Below are 18,354 nucleotides of genomic sequence, written 5' to 3' on the forward strand. Positions count from 1 at the left end.
GCGTCGCAGATGCGCAACGAGGGACTGGGGTCGTGGCCCGCACGCCGGGCCCGCAAGACCCCGCACCGCACTGCCCTGGTCCACGGTGAGCAGTCGACGGACTACGGCACATTGCATACACGCGTCACGCGGCTTGCCCACACCCTGCGTGCCCGGGGCGTTCGCCGCGGCGACCGGATCGCCTACCTCGGCCCCAACCACCCCGCCTACCTGGAGACCCTGTTCGCCTCCGGCATCCTCGGCGCGGTCTTCGTCCCGCTCAACACCCGCCTCGCAGGCCCAGAGATCGCCTACCAGCTCGCCGACTCCGGAGCCAAGGCCCTCGTCTACGGCCCCTCGCACGCGGGCCTGGTCGCGGGACTGCCGGGCAGCACGGACGTCCGAACCTATGTCGAGGTCGGCGCCGAGTACGAGAAGGCGCTGGCCGCGGCCTCCGACGAGCCGATCGACGAACCCGTCGGCCCCGACGACACCTGCATCATCATGTACACCTCGGGCACGACCGGCCGTCCCAAGGGCGCCATGCTCACGCACGGCAACCTCACCTGGAACGCGGTCAACGTCCTCGTCGACACCGACCTCATCGCCGACGAGCGGGCCCTGGTCTCCGCGCCGCTGTTCCACACGGCCGGCCTGAACATGCTGACGCTCCCGGTGTTCCTCAAGGGCGGCACCTGCGTCCTGGTCGAGGCCTTCGACCCGGAGGCCACCTTCGACCTGATCGAACGCCACCGGATCACCTTCATGTTCGGGGTGCCGACGATGTTCGACCAGGTGGCGCGGCATCCGCGCTGGGCCGACGCAGACCTGTCCAGCCTGCGCATCCTGACCTGCGGCGGTTCCCCGGTCCCCAGCCCGCTGATCGCCTCCTACCAGGAGCGCGGGCTCACCTTCCTCCAGGGGTACGGCATGACCGAGGCCGCCCCCGGCACGCTGTTCCTGGACGCCGAGCACGCGACCAGCAAGGCGGGGTCGGCCGGTGTCCCGCACTTCTTCAGCGACGTACGGGTCCTGCGCCCCGACCTCACTCCGGTCGAGGGCGACGAGACCGGTGAGGTGGTCGTGCGCGGGCCGCACGTCATGCCCGGCTACTGGGGGCTGCCCGAGGAGACGGCCGCCTCCTTCGCCGACGGCTGGTTCCGCAGCGGCGACGCGGCTCGGGTGGACGAAGACGGTTACGTGTATATCGTCGACCGCATAAAGGACATGATCATTTCCGGCGGGGAGAACATCTACCCGGCCGAGATCGAGGACCTGCTCCTGTCCCACCCCGACGTCGTCGAGGCCGCCGTCATCGGTGTGCGGGACGACAAGTGGGGCGAGGTGCCGCGCGCGGTCGTCGTGCCCCGAGAGGGTGTCGCGCTCGACCCCGACGAGGTACTGGCCTCCCTGGCCGGGCGGCTCGCCAAGTACAAGATCCCCAAGACGGTCGTGGTCGCCGACGAACTCCCGCGCACCGCCTCCGGAAAGCTCCTCAAGGCCCGGGTGCGCCAGCGCTTCGGCACCAACTCCTAGTCAAGGAAAGCCATATGAGCATCATCGTGAACGGCCTCGACGAGCTGAAGAAGCTGGCCGGCAGTGACCTGGGCGCGAGCGAATGGATCGAGGTGACCCAGGAACGCATCGACACCTTCGCCGACGCCACGGGCGACCATCAGTGGATTCATGTCGACCCGGAGAGGGCCGCGGCCGGCCCGTTCGGCGCCCCGATCGCCCACGGCTATCTGACCCTCTCCCTGTTCATCCCTCTGTTCACCGAGCTGTTGGACGTCCAGGGTGTGACGACGAAGGTCAACTACGGGCTGAACAAGGTGCGTTTCCCGTCACCGGTGAAGGTGGGGTCCCGCATCCGGCTGGTCGGGAAGCTGACGGAGGTCGAGGACGTGCCGGGCGGGGTGCAGATCGCCGTGGACGGCACGATCGAGATCGAAGGCGGTGCCAAGCCGGCGGCGGTGCTGCAGAGTCTCTCCCGGTTCTACGCGTAGAGAGTGGGGAACCGCGGGACAGTCGTGGCTGGTCCCGCGGTTCCCCACGCCCCTTTCAGGGACGCCTCAGCGCACGACGTCCACGAAGATCGGGTTGGAGTAGAACCAGGTGTCGGCCCACGGGTCGCCGTTGCCCGGCTCGTGCCGGACCGGGCCGTGCGGGTCGACCGACGCGCCGAGGTAACCGGTTCCGTTCCGGTTTCCGTCGCTGCCGCGCAGCCGGACGTAGAAGGACTCGTCGCCCGCCGTGAGCGGGATGCGCAGGGTGTACGTCCCCTTGCGGCCGGACACGTCCTTCGAGTGGACGACCTTGGTGTCGGGTGCCTTCCAGGTGTCCCGGTCGGTCACCGGGCCGCGCACCGCGCCGCGGATGACGTCGAGGTGCGCCAACTGGGGCAGGATTCCGTGTGGGTTGGCCCGGGAGGCGGTCGTCACGGTCACGTTCAGGGTGAGCCGCTCGCCCCTGCGCACGCGCAGCCGTCCGCCGAGGGTGACGCCCCGGCCGGAGTCGCAGTCGCGCTGCACCCGCACATCGAGCCCGTCCAGCAGATGCCCCTGGTCGAGCCAGACGCGGCCCGCGCGCAGGCCCGCCATCACGGCGCCGTAGCCGTAGCGGGTCACGCCCACATGGGTGCGGCTGAACTCGCCCGGCCAGAAGTCGCTGCCCGGCTGCGTGGTGTCGGTGTTCACCGGGTCGGGCAGCCGGCCGGTGTTGTCGAAGTTCTGACCGGCCTGCCAGTCGCCGTTCTTCCAGGTGTCGAAGACCGTGCGGTGGTTGTCGGAGTTCGTGGTGATCGAGAACAGGCTGCCTTCCGCCAGCATCGAGTCCCACAGACCGCCGACGGTCGCGGTCGCCCAGTCGAAGCCGCCGTACGTGACGTAGGCGCCGGCCGGGTAGCCCGAGTGCGACTGGGCGGACGGCGCGTTCTGGTACTCGCCGCGGATCGCCGTCGCACCGCCCCAGCCGGGGATGGCCGCGCCCTGGGCGCCGGGCGCGCCCTCCATGCCGATCATGATCTCGGGGGCCGCGTCGCGCCAGTTGCGTAGCTCGTGCGGGGAGTCGATGCCGAGGCGCAGCGGGTGGTTGGCGAGGACGAGGACGTCGTCCACGTAGCCCTTGCGGCGCTGTTCGGCCAGCCACTTGATGGCCTTGACCGCGTGGGCCTCGTTGCGGGCGGTGTCGGCCGCGCCGGCGGCGCCCTCGGTGTAGTTGAGGAGCTTGCCGTCGTAGGCGAGCTCGAACTGCGTGAGCAGGTCGACCTCGTGCGGCCCGGGCGCGGCGAACACCGTGCAGTGCTCGGCGGCCGGGATGTACCACTCCAGGCCCTGGAAGATCAGCTGGCGCGGGTTCTCGGCCCGGGCCTTGAGGATCTCCCTGTGCTCCATCGCGGCGCCGTAGTGGGCGTGCCCGAAGTTGGAGTGCTCGTTGAACACCATCCAGTCGAGGCCGTACTTGGCGGCGGCCCGCGCCTGCTGCGAGAACGTGTACTTGGCGTCGTGGCTGTACACGGAGTGGACGTGGTGGTCGCCGACCAGGTAGGCGAGACGCGGGTCGTCGCCGCCCAGGCCCCGTCCGGCGGCCGCGTTCGGTGCGGCCGCGTTCGGTGCGGCGACGGCCGGGGCGGCCGCACCGCCGAGGGCGAACGCGGCGCCGAACAGGCCCGCGCGGCGCATGAGTTGGCGTCTGGAGACGCCCTGGGCGTCGAGGTCGGCGGGGGAGACCGCCGGGTCGGCCCAGACGGGGAGCTGCTGCTCGGTCATGGTGATCTCGTGATCCTCGTGAAGGGGGTCAGCGGGAAACGGGTGAGCGGGAAGCGGTTCGCGGGAGGTGCTCAGTGGGTCATGAAGGAAGTGACCGGCAGCGCCCGCGAGACGATACGGACGTCGCCGAGCCGCCCGTGCAGGATCTGGTCGATCTTCCCGCCGTACTCGTAGCCGCCGAGCAGCCAGGGCAGTCCGGCCGAGGCGATGCCGATCGCGGCGGCGTGCGGGTTGCGGGCCACGGGGCAGCCCTGGACGTACATCGTCGTGTGCCGTCCGTCGTTGACCACGGCGAGGTGCCACCAGGTCTCGCGGGCCGTCTCGTCGCCCCAGTTGGTGGCGAGCTGCTGCTGGTTGAGCGGGTGGACCGCCCACTGCGGGCCGGGCCCGTCGGAGATCGACAGGGTGGCGAGCGGCTCGTCCGGATCGTCGGTGACCGTGCCGACCGAGCCGTTGCGGCCGGTGCGGCTGACCAGGCCGGACCAGGCGTTGTGGCCGGGGTCCCAGTCGGCCGGCAGCCGGTAGAACGCCTCGATGGTGTAACCACCCTTGAAGGTGGCCGAGTTGATGGGCGCACCGTCGACCGTGCGGAGATACGCGCCCTTCAGCGGGGACTTGTAGCCCGTGAACTCCAGGCTGCCGTGCCCGGGTTGGTCCGGGTGGTGGTCCGAGGACCAGCCCAGCGTGCCGCCGCCGACCGGGACGACGGTGAGGTCGTTGCCGCTCCCCGAGAGGTCGTGGACGGTGCCGGAGGGCGCCGACTCGAACCGCCAGTAGGCGGCCGTGCCGGGAATCAGCATCTTCGAGACGGGGCGTGCCGGACGGACGGGCACCGGGTCGAAGCCCGCGAAGCGCTCCTCGAAGTCGACCTCGACCGAGAAGCGGTCCGCGTCGCCGCTGAGTTCGATCTCCTGCCGTTCCAGCTCGTTGAGCCCCTTCTTGGCCCGGCCGAGGATCCAGGGGGAGACCGTCTCCACGTCGATGACCTTGCGGTCGAGGTCGAAGTGGTAGAGGCGGATCATCGCCGCGCCGCCGAAGTAGCGGTTCTGATAGTTCGTCAGGTGGAGGTGGACGTCATTGCCCGCCGTGTTCTTGCGGGTTGCCCGCCCGGCGGGCCAGTAGTGCCCGTTGAGGGTGAGGAAGATCTGGTCGTGGTCCTTGACGAGACGGTCCCACAGCTGCTGCCCGTAGTCCGACAACGTGTCGTCCTCGACGACCAGTTCGTGCGTGGTGAGCACGACCGGCGTCTTCGGGTGGGCGGCGAGGACGTCCTTCGCCCAGGCGTACCCCTTCTCCGACAGCCGCCAGTCGAGCGCGAGCACCATCCACTGGCGTCCGGCGGCCTGGAACAGGTGGTAGGAGTTGTAGCCGTCCGGGGAGGCGCCCCCGAACGTGGGCTTCCCCTTGAAGCGCTTGGGCCCGAACTCGTCCAGATACGGGGTCGATCCGCGCTGGTCGTCGGTCGACGACCGGACGTCGTGGTTGCCCGCGAGGACGCTGTAGCCGACGCCCCGCCGGTCGAGGAGCTCGAACGCCTCGCTGATCGCGGCGCATTCCTCCTTCGCACCGTTCTGGGTGAGGTCGCCGAGGTGGGACAGGAACACGATGTTCTCGTCCCGGCCGTGCTCCAGCAGATAGCGCAGGGACGCCTCGATCGGCGCCTTGTCGATGCTGGGCCCGTCGAAGAGGTACTGCGTGTCGGGCATGACGGCCAGCGTGAAACGGCGGCTGTCGGTGTCGGGACGCCAGGTGGAGGGCGTCGCCTCGGCGGACGCGGCGGGCAGGGCCACCGAGGCCGTCGCGGCGGCGCCGAGCAGTGCCGTGGCCCGCAGGAAACTGCGTCGCCCGGCACCGGCCTGCGCGGCCTCGCACGGTTCATGGGCATGCGAAGTACACATGTGTGCTCCGTAGGAAGCTCGGGTGAAAGTGAAGTCGGCTGTCGGGAAAGGCGGTTACAGGGCGCGCAGGGTCCAGCTCCAGTGGTGGACGCCCGGTGCGACGAGGTAGGAGGCGAAGGTGTCGGGGCCGCACGAGGCCGTACCGAGGCCCCGGTGCGCCGCGTCGAGGTGCACCACGCAGCCTGCGCGCGGCACGAGTTCGTCGTGATGGGCGGCGGCGGTCAGGTCCTCGGCGCGGTACCGCGTGACGGAGACCTGGCGCGGCTCGTCCAGCGTGACCGCGAGGCCGGTGGGGCCGAGGTCGTCGGCCTCCGGCGCGCTCAGTGTGAAGCGCCGTACGCCGTGCCGGCCGCCGCTCTCCTGCGGGCGCAGGTACGGAGTGAACAACTCGTCGACGGACAGGGCGTGGTGGCCGACGGGCGCGCCCCCGCTGCGGTCCGGGTACGACTCCCAGGGGCCCTGCCCGAACCACTCGAGCAGGTCCAGTCCCGCGACCGTCTCGAAGACCGACCCGACCCGGGCCACGTCCTCGAACTCCTCGGGCAGCTCGGCCTGTTCGTCGACGCGGATGCCGTCCTCGACGGGGGTGAAGACCTGTCGGTGGCGCACCACACCGGTCGTGCCGGCGTACTCCGCGAGGACGGTCACCGACGCGCCGTCCCGGTGTATCGAGACCACCTTGCGCACCAGGGAGTCCAGCCCCCAGGTCCGCCAGCGCAGCGCCATGCCGCCCAACTCGTCGTTGTCGGTGGGCGCCCGCCACAGCGACAGCGTGGGAGCGGCCGTCAGCAGCGGATGGACCAGCAGCCCGTCGTCGTCGACCTCGACGCGGCCGGAGACCACCGGGTCCCCGTCCCCGTCCGCCGACGCCGTCCGCAGCAGTACCTGCGGCGCGCACACCTCGGTGCCCCTCGGTGCCCAGGCCAGGTCCTCGGCCGTCGTCACCCGCAGAGTGAGCCACGCCTCGCCGCCGTCGGCCGGCAGTTCGAGGGGCAGCGGCACCACGGCCGTCTCGCCCGGCCGCAGGTCGGGGAGTTGGGCGGGGGCGGTCAGCGTACGGCCGTCCGCCAGCGCCAGCTCCCACTCGCCCCGGAGCCACTCCAGGCCCCGGAAGTGCTGGTGGTTGGAGAGCACCAGCCCCTCGTGCCGGAAGAGCGACACCCGTACCGGCGCCGCGAGTTCCCGGTGCTCGTACATCACGGGCTTGGGGGTGCGGTCGGGGAAGACGACGCCGTCCGCGATGAACGCGCCGTCGTGGTCCTTCTCGCCGAAGTCGCCGCCGTACGCCCAGCGGTACCCGGGCGCGGCGACACCGTTGCCATAGAGCCCGGCGCCCCCACGCCCGACCGGTCTTCCGTCGTTCACACGCTGGAGGATTCCGTGGTCCCAGAACTCCCAGATGAACCCGCCCTGAAGACCAGGGGTGGCCTCGATGGCAGCCCAGTGGTCGGACAGCGTGCCGTTGCTGTTGCCCATCGCGTGGGAGTACTCGCACTGGATGAGCGGCTTGGTCTGCTCCCCGGACAGGGCGTGCGCGACACAGTCCTCCAGCGGCGCGTACATGGGGCAGGCGATGTCGGAGGCGACGTCCGGGTCCGCCCAGCCGCGCTTGGCGGCGCCCTCGTACTGCAGCGGCCGGGTCGGGTCGTGCCGGCGCACCCAGCCCGCGGCGGCGTCGTGGTTCGCGCCGTAGTCCGACTCGTTGCCCAGCGACCAGATGATCACCGAGGGGTGGTTCTTGTCCCGCAGCACCATCCGCGACACCCGGTCCACGAAGGCGTTGAGATAGCGCGGGTCGTCGGCGATCTCGTGGGCGTGGTCGTGGGACTCGATGTCCGCCTCGTCGACCACGTAGAAACCGAGCTCGTCGGCGAGGTCGTACAGCGTCGGGTCGTTCGGATAGTGCGCGGTGCGGATCGCGTTGAAGCCGAAACGCTTCAGCAGGACCAGGTCCGCGCGCATGTCGTCGTACGACACCGTCCGCCCCGTCAGCGGGTGGAAGTCGTGCCGGTTCACGCCCCGGATGTACACGCGCTCGCCGTTGACCAGCAGGTCCCGGCCGACGACCTCGACGTCCCGGAAACCGATGCGGTGCCGCGAGATGTCGGCGACCGTGCCGTCGGCGCGGTGCAGGCGCACCGTCAGGCCGTACAGCTCGGGCGTCTCGGCGTTCCAGGTGCGCACCTCGGGCACACGCGCGGCGATCCGCGCCTCGCCGAGGAAGTCGGACACCCGCTCGTCCTCGGCGTTGGCCAGGTCGAACGCCGCGTCCTGCGTGAGAGCCAGCCCGTCCAGCTCCCCGCTGACGTACCACCCCTCGGGCAGCGCCCCGCCCGCGTCCCGCACCAGGCAGTCGATCCGCAGCTCCCCGTCCGCCCGGGCCCGCACGGTCACGTCGGCCAGATACAGCGGGTCTGTCGCGTACAGCAGCACCGAGCGGGTGATCCCGCCGTGCCACCAGTGGTCCTGGTCCTCGATGTGCGAGGCGTCCGACCACTTGACGACCGTCAGCCGGACGGTCGACCGCTCCCCGGGCCGTACGACGTCCGACAGGTCGAACTCGGCGGCGAGGTGGGAGTCCTTGGACACACCGACGGGCCGCCCGTCCACGTGCACCAGCAGGACACTCTCGGCGGCCCCGACCTGGAGCACGATGCGGCGGCCCGCCCACTCGGCGGGGATGTCGATCTCGCGCTCGTACACACCCGTCGGGTTGTCGTCGACGGGCGACAGCGGCGGGAATTCTGCATACGGCATACGGATGTTCAGATACTGCGGAAGGTCGACCGTCGCCCGCAGCGGGTCGTCGGCCTTCCCGGCATTCTGCATGGTCCACACACCCGGCACGGCCGCCGTCGACCACGCACCGCCGACCGGCGCGCCCGGAGCGGTCAGCAACTGGAAACGCCAGTCGCCGTCCAGGGAGTGTGCTCCGGTGCGCCGGTCGACGGCGTTCATGGGCATCCGCCCCCAGGAGGTCACCTCGGGTGACTCCCAGGGGCGGAGCGTCAGCAGGGGATCCGTCACTTGATTGCTCCCTTGGCGAGATCCCCGATGATCTGGCGGGCGCCGATCGCGAACACGATCAGCAGCGGTACGAGCGCGAGCAGTGCGCCGGTCATGACCATTCCGTAGTCCGTCGTTCCGTGAGTGCCGTTGAGCTGCGACAACGCTACCTGGAGGGTCACGTTGTCGGGATTGGTGAGGGCGATCAGGGGCCAGGCGTAGTCGTTCCACTGGCCCATGAAGGTGAAGATGCCGAGGAAGGCCAGGCCCGGGCGGACCACCGGGAGGGCCACGTGCCAGTACTGGCGCAGGAAGTTCGCGCCGTCGATGCGCGAGGCGTCCAGCAGCTCGTCGTGGATGGCGCTCTTCATGTACTGGCGCATCCAGAAGATGCCGAACGCGTTCGCGGCGGCCGGCACGATCAGTGAGGTCATCGAGCCGATCCAGCCGAGCTTCGCCATGATCACGAACTGCGGGATGGCGGACAGCTGCGCCGGCACCATGAAGATGACCATCAGCAGCGCGAACAGCAGCCCGCGCCCCGGGAACTCGAACTTGGCGAAGACGAAGGCCGCGAGCGAGTCGAAGAACAGGACGAGAAAGGTCACCGTCCCCGCCACCAGCAGCGAGTTGAACATCGACCCGAAGAAATCGATGCTGTCGAAGAGGCTGCGGGCGTTCTCCAGGAAGTGCGAGCCCGGCAGCAGCTTCGGCGGGTACGAGAAGATCTCCGACGACGAGTGCGTCGACATGATCACGGCCCAGTAGAACGGGAAGGCCGACAACAGCAGCCCGAGGACCAGGACGGCGTGCAGCGCGATGCCCCGGCTCCGGGTGCCCCGGATGGCCTTGGGCCGGCGTGTGCCTTGGATGGATGCCATGGTGAGCGGCCTCCCTAGTCTTCGCCCCGGCGCTGCACCAGGCGCCAGTTGATGATCGAGAAGATGATGACGACGAGGAAGATGCCCCACGCCACGGCGGCGCCGTAGCCGAAGTCGTTGTTGTCGAAGGTCTGCTGGAAGAAGTAGAGGACCATGGTCTGGCCCGAGTGTCCGGGACCGCCGGCGTACGTCGAGTCGTTGGCGGTCGTCTGCAGCAGGACCTGCGGTTCGGAGAAGCTCTGCAGACCGGTCACCGTCGAGATGACCAGCACGAACAGCAGCACCGGCCGCATCAGTGGCAGCGTGATCCGGAAGAAGGTCTGCATGGGACCGGCGCCGTCGATGCGCGCCGCTTCATACAGTTCGCTGGGGATCGTCTGCAGACCGGCGAGGAAGATGATCGCGTTGTAGCCGGTCCACTGCCAGGTCATCAGCGTGGCGATGGCCACCTTGATGCCCCACGGGGTGTTCAGCCAGGCCACCTGGTCCAGGCCGACCGCCTGCAACAGGGCGTTCACCAGGCCGAAGTTGGTGGAGAACACCGAGCCGAAGATGATCGCGACGGCCACCACCGAGGTGACGTTCGGCAGGAAGTAGGCGAAGCGGTAGACGTTCTTGAAACGGACCGCCGAGTTGAGCATCACGGCCGTCACCATCGCCAGGAAGATCATGGGGATGGTGGCCAGCGCCCAGATGATGATCGTGTTCCCGACCGCGTTCCAGAAGTCGGTGTCGCTCAGCAGGTACTGGTACTGCGACAGGCCCGCCCACTCCATCGGGCCGAGGCCGTCCCAGCGGTGGAAGGAGACGTAGAGCGAGAAACCGACCGGGATCAGGCCGAAACCGAGGAACAGCAGATAGAAGGGTGATATGGCTGCATACAGATGCCAGTATTTGCGCCACCCTGTGCGGGGCCGCGTGGTGGCGGTCCGTTCCACGGTCGCCGGGGGCTTCTCGAGGGCGGTGGCCATCAGTGGCTCACCCCCAGGTGGTCGGCTATGCGACGGCACTTCCTCATGGCGTCACTCCAGGCCTTCTCCGGGTCCTTGCCGAGGACGCCGACGTTCTTGATCTCGTCCTTGAGGGGCTGCCCGAGCGCCACGTCGAACGGGCTGTTGTAGGCGACCGTGACCTTCTGCGCGGCGGGCCCGAAGACGTCCATCGTGACCTGCCCGCCGAAGAACGGGTCGGGCGCACGCAGCGTCTTCATGCCGTAGGAGGCGGGGGTGGAAGGGAACAGGCCCGCGTCCACGAACCCCTGCGCCTGGTTGGCCGCATCCAGTATCCAGGTGATGATCTGGAACGCCTGCTCGGGCTCCCGGCAGGCCTTGGTGATCGACAGGAACGACCCGCCGCTGTTGGAGGGCCGCACCGGCATCTGCGCCACCCGCCAGCGGCCCTTGGTCTTCGGCACGCCGTTCTTGATGTCGCTGGTCGCCCACGACGCGTTCAGCTGGCTGGGCAGTTTGCCGTCCTGGATGGCGGAGAGCTGGTCCGGGGTGCCGCTGACCAGATCCGAGACGATCCTGCGCCGCTTCGCCTCCACGGCCAGCGCCCAGGCGTCGCGCACATGCTCCTGGTCGCCGATGAAGTTGCGGTCCTTGTCGACGTACCGCTTGCTGCCCTGCTGCACCACGTTCTCGAAGACGACGTTGACGTCGCTGAGCAGATAGGTCCCCGGTATGCGCTTGCGCAACTGCTCGCCGGCTGCGAAGAACTTCTCCCAGGTGTTCAACTCCTGTGACACGTCGTCCGGTTCGTACGCCAGTCCCGCCTTGCGGAACACCTCGTACTGGTAGTAGTGCGCGACCGGGCCGCAGTCGATCGGGAAGCCCACCATCGTGCCGTCGTCGGCGATGCCCTGGTCCCACTTCCACGACAGGTACTTGCTCTTGTACTTGTCCGCGCCCAGTGTCCTGAGGTCCACGAACTGGTCGGCGTTGGGCAGGTAGGACGCCATGTCCTCGCCCTTGAGGCCCGCGATGTCGGGGATGTGGGCGCGGCCGGCCAACGTCGTGATCAGTTTCGACCGGTAGTAGCCGCCGATCTTGATCGCGTCGAGGTCGACGTTGCTTTCGTAACGGGCCTTGGCCTTCTCGACGACCGTCTCGCCCAGGCCGCCGTCCCAGTACCACAGGACCATGTTCCGGCCGGTGGAACCGGTCGGAACGGCACAGCCGGACGCCAGGCCTCCCAGCGCGCCGGCGGCCGTACCGGCCAGTCCCGCGCGTAGGAGGCCCCTTCGTGAGAGCCGCACAGCTCCCACCGCCTTTCGGATCTGTTCTGGACTTCGCATGTGTCCGTGGGGGTGTGAAAAGTCAGTCGTGTGGGGAGTGAGAGTCAGTCGTGGGGGAGGAGGAGTCAGTGCTGTGGCGCGGGGGGAGTGACGGGCGCGTACCGGACCGGGGGGCCGGGGTCGGCGGGCAGCCGGTCGGCGAGGAAGCCGTACGTCCGCTTCGACTCGGGGTCGGCCAGGGAGCGCCACCACCGGTCGACGCCGTACCAGCCGGGCGCGGCCAGCGCGCCGCCGTGGCGGGTGACGGACAGTCCGGCGGCCAGTACGGCGAACCGCAGCCGTTCCTCCAGCGGCCAGCCGGCGAGGGAGGCGGTGACGAAACTCGCGCCGAAGACGTCGCCGGCGCCCGTCGCGTCCAGGACATCGATGTCAAGGGCCGGGACGTCCGCGTACTCCCCGCTGGTCTGGTCGACCGCGATGGCGCCGTCGCCGCCCCGGGTGACCACCGCCACCGGCACCAGCTCGGAGAGCGTGCCGAGGGCCGCGACCGCGCTGTCGGTGCGGGTGTATGCCATCGCCTCGGTCTCGTTGGGGAGGAAGGCGTGGCACAGGCGGAGCTGGTCGAGGAGGTCGGTGGACCACTCCTGGCTGGGGTCCCAGCCGACGTCGGCGAAGATCTGGGTGCCGTTCGCGGCGGCCTTCGAGAGCCAGGCCCGTGGTTCGGCCTCGAGGTGCACGAGGGCGGTGCGCGCGGCGGGCGGGTCGCCCATCAGCTCGTCCTGCGAGTACGGCGGCTCCTGGCCGTGGGTGACCAGGGCCCGGTCGGTGCCGTGCGCGAGGGCGACGGTGACCGGGGTGGCCCAGTCGTCCGCGACCCGGGAGAGCGACAGGTCGACGCCTTCCTGGCCGGCCAGGACGTCATGGCAGTAACCGCCGTAGAAGTCGTCGCCGAAGACGGTCGCCAGGGAGGTGCGCAGGCCGAAGCGGGAGGCGGCCACCGCGAGGTTGGCTATGCCGCCGGGGCCGCAGCCCATGCCGGCGGTCCAGATCTCCTCGCCCGGGGTGGGCGGCTTGCCCAGCCCGGTGAGGACGAGGTCGTAGAAGAGCAGCCCGGTGAGCAGCACATCGGGCCGGTCGTCGTCCACGGGAACGTCCTCTCGTTCAGGTTCACCCTGCGTCTTCACCCTGTGTTCATGCTCGGGGGAGAGCTCAGGGGAGATCGTCAAAACTCTTCATTTTGTTGACCGGAATCGTGCGCTGCTCGTCGCGATTGGTCAATACCCGAGCAGAACTGAGCATAGAAATGATTGAAGATGACGAGTAGTGTTCGCGGCGTGCTGGCAGAACGACGACATCAACTCATCCTGCGGGCCCTGCGCTCCGGAGGGCCCGCAGCCGTGACCGATCTCTCCGGGCAGCTGGGTGTGAGCCCGGCCACGATCAGGCGTGACCTGGTCAAACTCGAGGAGGACGGCCTGCTCACCCGGGTGCACGGCGGAGCCGTCGCCGACGAGGGCGACCAGCCCTTCGCCGAGGTCGCCGAGATGCGCGTGGCCGAGAAGGACGCCATAGCCGAGCACGCGGCGGCTATGGTCGGGGACGGTCAGTCGATGCTGCTCGACATCGGCACCACCGCCTACCGGGTGGCCCGCCGGCTGCACGGCCGCCGCCTCACCGTGATCACCAGCAACCTGGTGGTCTACGAGGAGCTCGCCGACGACGAGGGCATCGAACTGGTGCTGCTCGGCGGCATGGTCCGCCGCGAGTACCGCTCCCTGGTCGGTTTCCTCACCGAGGACAACCTCCGCCAGCTGCACGCCGACTGGCTCTTCCTCGGCACCAGCGGGGTGCGCCCGGGTGGCCAGGTGATGGACACGACGGTCGTCGAGGTTCCGGTGAAACGGGCGATGATCAAGGCCAGTGACAAAGTCGTCCTGCTGGCGGACGCGGCCAAGTTCCCGGGTACCGGCATGGCGAAGGTCTGCGGTCCCGAGGATCTGGACGCGGTGGTGACGAACGCGCCGGTCGACCCGGTGACCCGCTCCTCCTTCGAGGAGGCGGGCGTCGAGGTGGCCGTGGCAGGAAAGGTGCAGGCGTGAAGCTGACGATTCTGGGCGGCGGCGGGTTCCGGGTGCCGCTCGTGTACGGGGCGCTCCTCGGGGACCGGGGAGAGGGGCGGGTGACGGAGGTCGTTCTGCACGATCTCGACGACAGTCGACTGTATGCAGTCGCCCGTGTACTGGCGGAACAGGCCGCCGCAGTCCCCGACGCGCCCACGGTGACCGCCACGACCGACCTCGACGAGGCACTGCGCGGTGCCGACTTCATCTTCTCCGCGATCCGCGTCGGCGGCCTGGAGGGCCGCGCCGACGACGAGCGGGTGGCCCTCGCCGAGGGCGTCCTCGGCCAGGAGACGGTCGGCGCGGGAGGCATCGCCTACGGTCTGCGGACGGTCCCGGTCGCCGTCGACATCGCCCGGCGCGTCGCCCGCCTCGCCCCCGACGCCTGGCTCATCAACTTCACCAACCCGGCCGGCCTCGTCACCGAGGCCATGTCCCGCCACCTCGGCGACCGCGTCATCGGCATCTGCGACTCGCCGGTCGGTCTCGGCCGCCGGATCGCCCGGGTGCTCGGTGCGAACCCGAACGAGGCCTGGATCGACTACGTCGGCCTCAACCACCTCGGCTGGGTCCGCGGCCTCCGGATCGCCGGCCGGGACGAGCTGCCCCGGCTGCTCGCCGATCCCGACCTGCTCGGCTCGTTCGAGGAGGGCAAGCTGTTCGGCGTCGACTGGCTGCGCTCGCTCGGCGCCATCCCGAACGAGTACCTGCACTACTACTACTTCAACCGCGAGGCCGTCCGCTCCTACCAGCAGGCGGAGAAGACCCGCGGTGCCTTCCTGCGCGACCAGCAGGACCGGTTCTACGAGGAGATGCGCAAGTCCGACGCGGCGGCCCTGACCGCGTGGGACCGCACCCGCGCCGAGCGCGAGGCCACCTACATGTCGGAGAACCGGGAGACGGCCGGCGCCGGCGAGCGCGACGCCGACGACCTGTCCGGCGGCTACGAGAAGGTGGCCCTCGCCCTCATGCGGGCCATCGCCCGCGACGAGCGCACCACGCTGATCCTCAACGTGCGCAACCAGGGCACCCTGTCGGTGCTCGACTCCGACGCCGTCATCGAGGTCCCGTGCCTCGTCGACGCCAACGGCGCCCACCCGGTCGCGGTGGATCCGCTGCCCGGCCACGCCACCGGACTGGTGTGCGCGGTCAAGGCGGTGGAGCGGGAGGTGCTGGCCGCCGCCGAGTCCGGCTCCCGTGCGACGGCGGTGAAGGCCTTCGCACTGCATCCGCTGGTCGACTCCGTGAACGTCGCCCGCAAGCTGGTCGAGGGGTACACCGGGGTCCATCCCGGCCTGGCGTACCTCAAGTAGCGCCTGCCACGTAGCGTAGGCACGGAAAGCGCTTTCCCTCCGCTCACTCTCCCTCCTTGGAGACCTTTCATGCACGACGAACGCCGCCGCATCGAGGAGCGCGTCGAGCGCGTCCACAACCAGCGCATCAAGCCCGCGATCTACGCCGCCACCGTTCCCTTCGAGGTGGAGGCGTGGCAGGCGCCCGGTGAGCCGGTCCCATTCGCCGAGGCCGCGGCCGCCGCCTATGAGCCGTTCGCGACGGACACCCCGTGGGGTCCGCCCTGGGGCACCACCTGGTTCCGGATGAGCGGAGAGGTGCCCGCGGAGTGGGCCGGCAAGCGGGTCGAGGCCGTCATCGACCTCGGCTTCGTGGGCGACTGGCCCGGCAGCCAGGCCGAGGCCCTGGTCCACCTCACCGACGGGACCCCGCTGAAGGCGGTCAACCCGCTCAACCAGTACGTCCCGATCGCCAACCCCGCCGTCGGCGGCGAGCGGATCGACTACCTGGTCGAGGCGGCGTCGAACCCCGACATCCTGGCGAACGACTTCGCGGCGCCGTCGCCGCTCGGCGATGTACTGACGGCAGGCGACCGTCCACTGTATACATTCCGCCGCGCCGACCTCGCCGTCCTCGACGAGACCGTCTGGCATCTCGACCTGGACCTCCAGGTGCTGCGCGAGCTCATGGTGCACCTCGGCGAGCACGAGCCCCGACGCCACGAGATCATGCACGCCCTGGACCGGGCCATGGACGCCCTGGACCTGGACGACATCTCCGGCAGCGCCGCCGCCGTCCGCGAGGTGCTCGCCCCCGTCCTGGCCCGCCCCGCGCACGCCAGCGCCCACACGGTCTCCGGCGTCGGCCACGCGCACATCGACTCCGCCTGGCTGTGGCCGATCCGCGAGACCAAGCGCAAGACGTCCCGCACCTTCTCCAACGTCACATCGCTGGCCGACGAGTACGAGGACTTCATCTTCGCCTGCTCCCAGGCCCAGCAGTACGAGTGGGTGCGCGACAACTACCCGCACGTGTGGGCCCGCATCCAGGAGTCCGTGAAGAAGGGTCAGTGGGCGCCGGTCGGCGGCATGTGGGTGGAGGCCGACGGCAACCTGCCCGGCGGCGAGGCCATCGCGCGCCAGCTGATCCACGGCAAGCGCTTCTTCATCGAGCACTTCGGCGTCGAGACCAAGGGCGTCTGGCTGCCGGACTCCTTCGGCTACACCGCCGCCTACCCGCAGCTCGCCAAGCTCGCCGGCAACGACTGGTTCCTCACCCAGAAGATCTCCTGGAACCAGACCAACAAGTTCCCCCACCACACGTTCTGGTGGGAAGGCATCGACGGCACCCGCATCTTCACCCACTTCCCGCCGGTCGACACCTACAACGCCCGCTTCAGCGGCGAGGAGATGGACCGCGCGGTCCGCAACTACTCGGAGAAGGGCGCCGGTTCGCGCTCCCTCGCCCCGTTCGGCTGGGGCGACGGCGGTGGCGGCCCCACCCGCGAGATCATGGAGCGGGCGCGCCGCCTCGCCGACCTGGAGGGCTCGGCCAAGGTCGTCGTGGAGCACCCCGACACCTTCTTCGCCAAGGCCCGCGAGGAGTACCCGGACGCCCCCGTCTGGGTCGGCGAGCTCTACCTGGAGCTGCACCGCGCCACCTACACCTCCCAGGCCCGCACCAAGCAGGGCAACCGGCGCAGCGAACACAAGCTGCGCGAGGCCGAGTTGTGGGCGACGACGGCCGCGCTGCACGCGCCGGGCTACGCCTACCCGTACGAGAAGCTGGACCGCCTCTGGAAGACGGTCCTCCTCCACCAGTTCCACGACATCCTGCCGGGCTCGTCGATCGCCTGGGTGCACCGCGAGGCCGAGGCCGAGTACGCCCGGGTCGCCGAGGAGCTGGAGGCACTGACGGCCGAGGCGGTCGCGGCGCTCGGCGGGGGCGACACCCGGGTGTTCAACACCAGCCCGTACGACCGCGCCGAGGTGATCCGCACCTCCGTGGGCGCGCCGGCGTACGTCGAGGTGCCCGCGAGCGGCAGCGCTTCCCTGGCCGCGCCCGCGGCGGCGTCGCCCGCGCCGGTGACCGTCGCGGGCCGGGTCCTCGACAACGGTCTGGTCCGGGTGGAGGTCGCGGAAGACGGCACACTGTCGTCCGTATACGACATCCTGGCGAACCGTGAGGTCCTCGCAGGCCCGGGCAACCTGCTCCGTCTGCACACCGACCTGCCCAACTACTGGGACGCCTGGGACATCGACAAGCATTACAAGAACCGCTTCACGGACCTGCTGGACCCGGACGCGGTGACCGTGGTCGAGGACGACCCCCTGCTCGGCGCGATCCGCGTCACCCGCTCCTTCGGCAAGGGCTCGACGATCACCCAGACGATCACCGTCCGCGCGGGCAGCCCCCGCATAGACATCGAGACCGACATCGACTGGCACGAGGTCGAGAAGATCCTCAAGGCGGCCTTCCCGGTCGACGTCCGCGCGGCGCACTCCTCCGCGGAGATCCAGTTCGGCCACGTCCAGCGCCCCACGCACACCAACACCACGTGGGAGTCGGCCCGTTTCGAGGTCTCCGGACACCGCTGGGTGCACATCGGCGAACCCGGCTACGGTGTCGCGGTCCTCAACGACTCGACGTACGGCCACGACGTCTCCCGGACCGTCCGCGAGGACGGCGGTACGACGACCACGGTCGCCCTCAGCCTGGTGCGCGCCCCGCGCATCCCGGACCCCGAGGCCGACCAGGGCCGGCACCGCTTCACATACTCCCTGCTGCCCGGCGCCACGATCGGCGACGCGGTCGCCGAGGGCTACTCCCTCAACCTGCCGCTGCGCGTGGCGGATTCGGCGGGCGCGGCGGAGCCGGTGGTGTCCGTGGCGGGCGACGGCGTGACCGTCGAGGCGGTCAAGCTCGCCGACGACCGGTCGGGCGATGTGGTGGTCCGGCTGTACGAGTCCCGGGGCGGCCGTGCCACGGGTGTGCTGCGCACCGCGTTCCCGCTGGCCGGCGCCCAGGCCACCGACCTGCTGGAGCGGCCGCTGGAGGACGACGCGGCCGTGTTCGCCGACGGCGCGGTCGAGGTGACCCTGCGCCCCTTCCAGGTCCTGACGCTGCGGCTGCGGCGCGGTCAGTAGGGCCGGACCTCCTCCGGGCGGGCACGGT

General features: G+C 70.0%; 12 protein-coding genes. 5 read left to right on the forward strand and 7 right to left on the reverse strand.

Going from position 1 to position 18,354, the window contains the following annotated elements:
• Positions 1 to 9: 9 nt before the first annotated feature.
• Both ACFPIH_RS48805 and ACFPIH_RS48810 read left to right on the forward strand, forming a co-directional pair.
• Positions 10 to 1,515: an acyl-CoA synthetase gene (locus tag ACFPIH_RS48805; protein WP_381185733.1), complete on the forward strand. Its 1,506-nt coding sequence runs from the start codon at positions 10 to 12 to the stop codon at positions 1,513 to 1,515.
• A gap of 14 nt (positions 1,516 to 1,529) precedes the next feature.
• Complete coding sequence (locus tag ACFPIH_RS48810) at positions 1,530 to 1,985, forward strand: MaoC family dehydratase (RefSeq protein ID WP_381185731.1); 456 nt, start codon at positions 1,530 to 1,532, stop codon at positions 1,983 to 1,985.
• A gap of 66 nt (positions 1,986 to 2,051) precedes the next feature.
• Here the strand turns inward: ACFPIH_RS48810 and ACFPIH_RS48815 are convergent, their stop codons facing one another.
• The 7 genes from ACFPIH_RS48815 to ACFPIH_RS48845 form a co-directional block, all read right to left on the reverse strand.
• A complete protein-coding gene (locus ACFPIH_RS48815; RefSeq protein WP_381185728.1) occupies positions 2,052 to 3,746 on the reverse strand; it encodes a histidinol-phosphatase in 1,695 nt (564 codons plus the stop codon).
• A 71-nt stretch (positions 3,747 to 3,817) separates the two neighbouring features.
• Positions 3,818 to 5,644: a LamG-like jellyroll fold domain-containing protein gene (locus ACFPIH_RS48820; protein ID WP_381185726.1), complete on the reverse strand. Its 1,827-nt coding sequence runs from the start codon at positions 5,642 to 5,644 to the stop codon at positions 3,818 to 3,820.
• A gap of 54 nt (positions 5,645 to 5,698) precedes the next feature.
• The gene (locus tag ACFPIH_RS48825; RefSeq protein WP_381185723.1) at positions 5,699 to 8,671 is read right to left on the reverse strand and encodes a glycoside hydrolase family 2 TIM barrel-domain containing protein; all 2,973 of its coding nucleotides are present in this window, start codon (positions 8,669 to 8,671) and stop codon (positions 5,699 to 5,701) included.
• The gene (locus ACFPIH_RS48830; RefSeq protein ID WP_381185720.1) at positions 8,668 to 9,531 is read right to left on the reverse strand and encodes a carbohydrate ABC transporter permease; all 864 of its coding nucleotides are present in this window, start codon (positions 9,529 to 9,531) and stop codon (positions 8,668 to 8,670) included. Before ACFPIH_RS48830 ends, ACFPIH_RS48825 begins: the two co-directional genes overlap by 4 nt.
• Before the next feature lie 14 nt (positions 9,532 to 9,545).
• Complete coding sequence (locus ACFPIH_RS48835) at positions 9,546 to 10,502, reverse strand: carbohydrate ABC transporter permease (protein WP_381185717.1); 957 nt, start codon at positions 10,500 to 10,502, stop codon at positions 9,546 to 9,548.
• Positions 10,502 to 11,788, reverse strand: a complete 1,287-nt coding sequence (locus tag ACFPIH_RS48840) for an ABC transporter substrate-binding protein (RefSeq protein ID WP_381185714.1) — start codon at positions 11,786 to 11,788, stop codon at positions 10,502 to 10,504. Before ACFPIH_RS48840 ends, ACFPIH_RS48835 begins: the two co-directional genes overlap by 1 nt.
• A gap of 104 nt (positions 11,789 to 11,892) precedes the next feature.
• Entirely contained in the window at positions 11,893 to 12,912 is a 1,020-nt protein-coding gene (locus ACFPIH_RS48845; RefSeq protein WP_381185711.1) for a carbohydrate kinase family protein, read from the reverse strand.
• Between the two features lie 189 nt (positions 12,913 to 13,101).
• On the opposite strand from ACFPIH_RS48845, the gene ACFPIH_RS48850 reads away from it, so the two are divergent.
• From ACFPIH_RS48850 to ACFPIH_RS48860, 3 genes are all read left to right on the forward strand, one after another.
• Positions 13,102 to 13,866, forward strand: coding sequence for a DeoR/GlpR family DNA-binding transcription regulator (locus ACFPIH_RS48850; RefSeq protein ID WP_381185708.1), 765 nt, complete (start codon positions 13,102 to 13,104; stop codon positions 13,864 to 13,866).
• Positions 13,863 to 15,200 (forward strand): 6-phospho-beta-glucosidase, encoded by a 1,338-nt coding sequence (locus ACFPIH_RS48855; RefSeq protein ID WP_381185705.1) that lies wholly within the window; start codon positions 13,863 to 13,865, stop codon positions 15,198 to 15,200. Before ACFPIH_RS48850 ends, ACFPIH_RS48855 begins: the two co-directional genes overlap by 4 nt.
• Positions 15,201 to 15,269: 69 nt before the next feature.
• Positions 15,270 to 18,326: an alpha-mannosidase gene (locus tag ACFPIH_RS48860; RefSeq protein ID WP_381185703.1), complete on the forward strand. Its 3,057-nt coding sequence runs from the start codon at positions 15,270 to 15,272 to the stop codon at positions 18,324 to 18,326.
• Positions 18,327 to 18,354 lie beyond the last annotated feature (28 nt).

The organism is Streptomyces vulcanius (genome assembly GCF_042653945.1).
GTDB lineage: Bacteria > Actinomycetota > Actinomycetes > Streptomycetales > Streptomycetaceae > Streptomyces > Streptomyces mangrovi.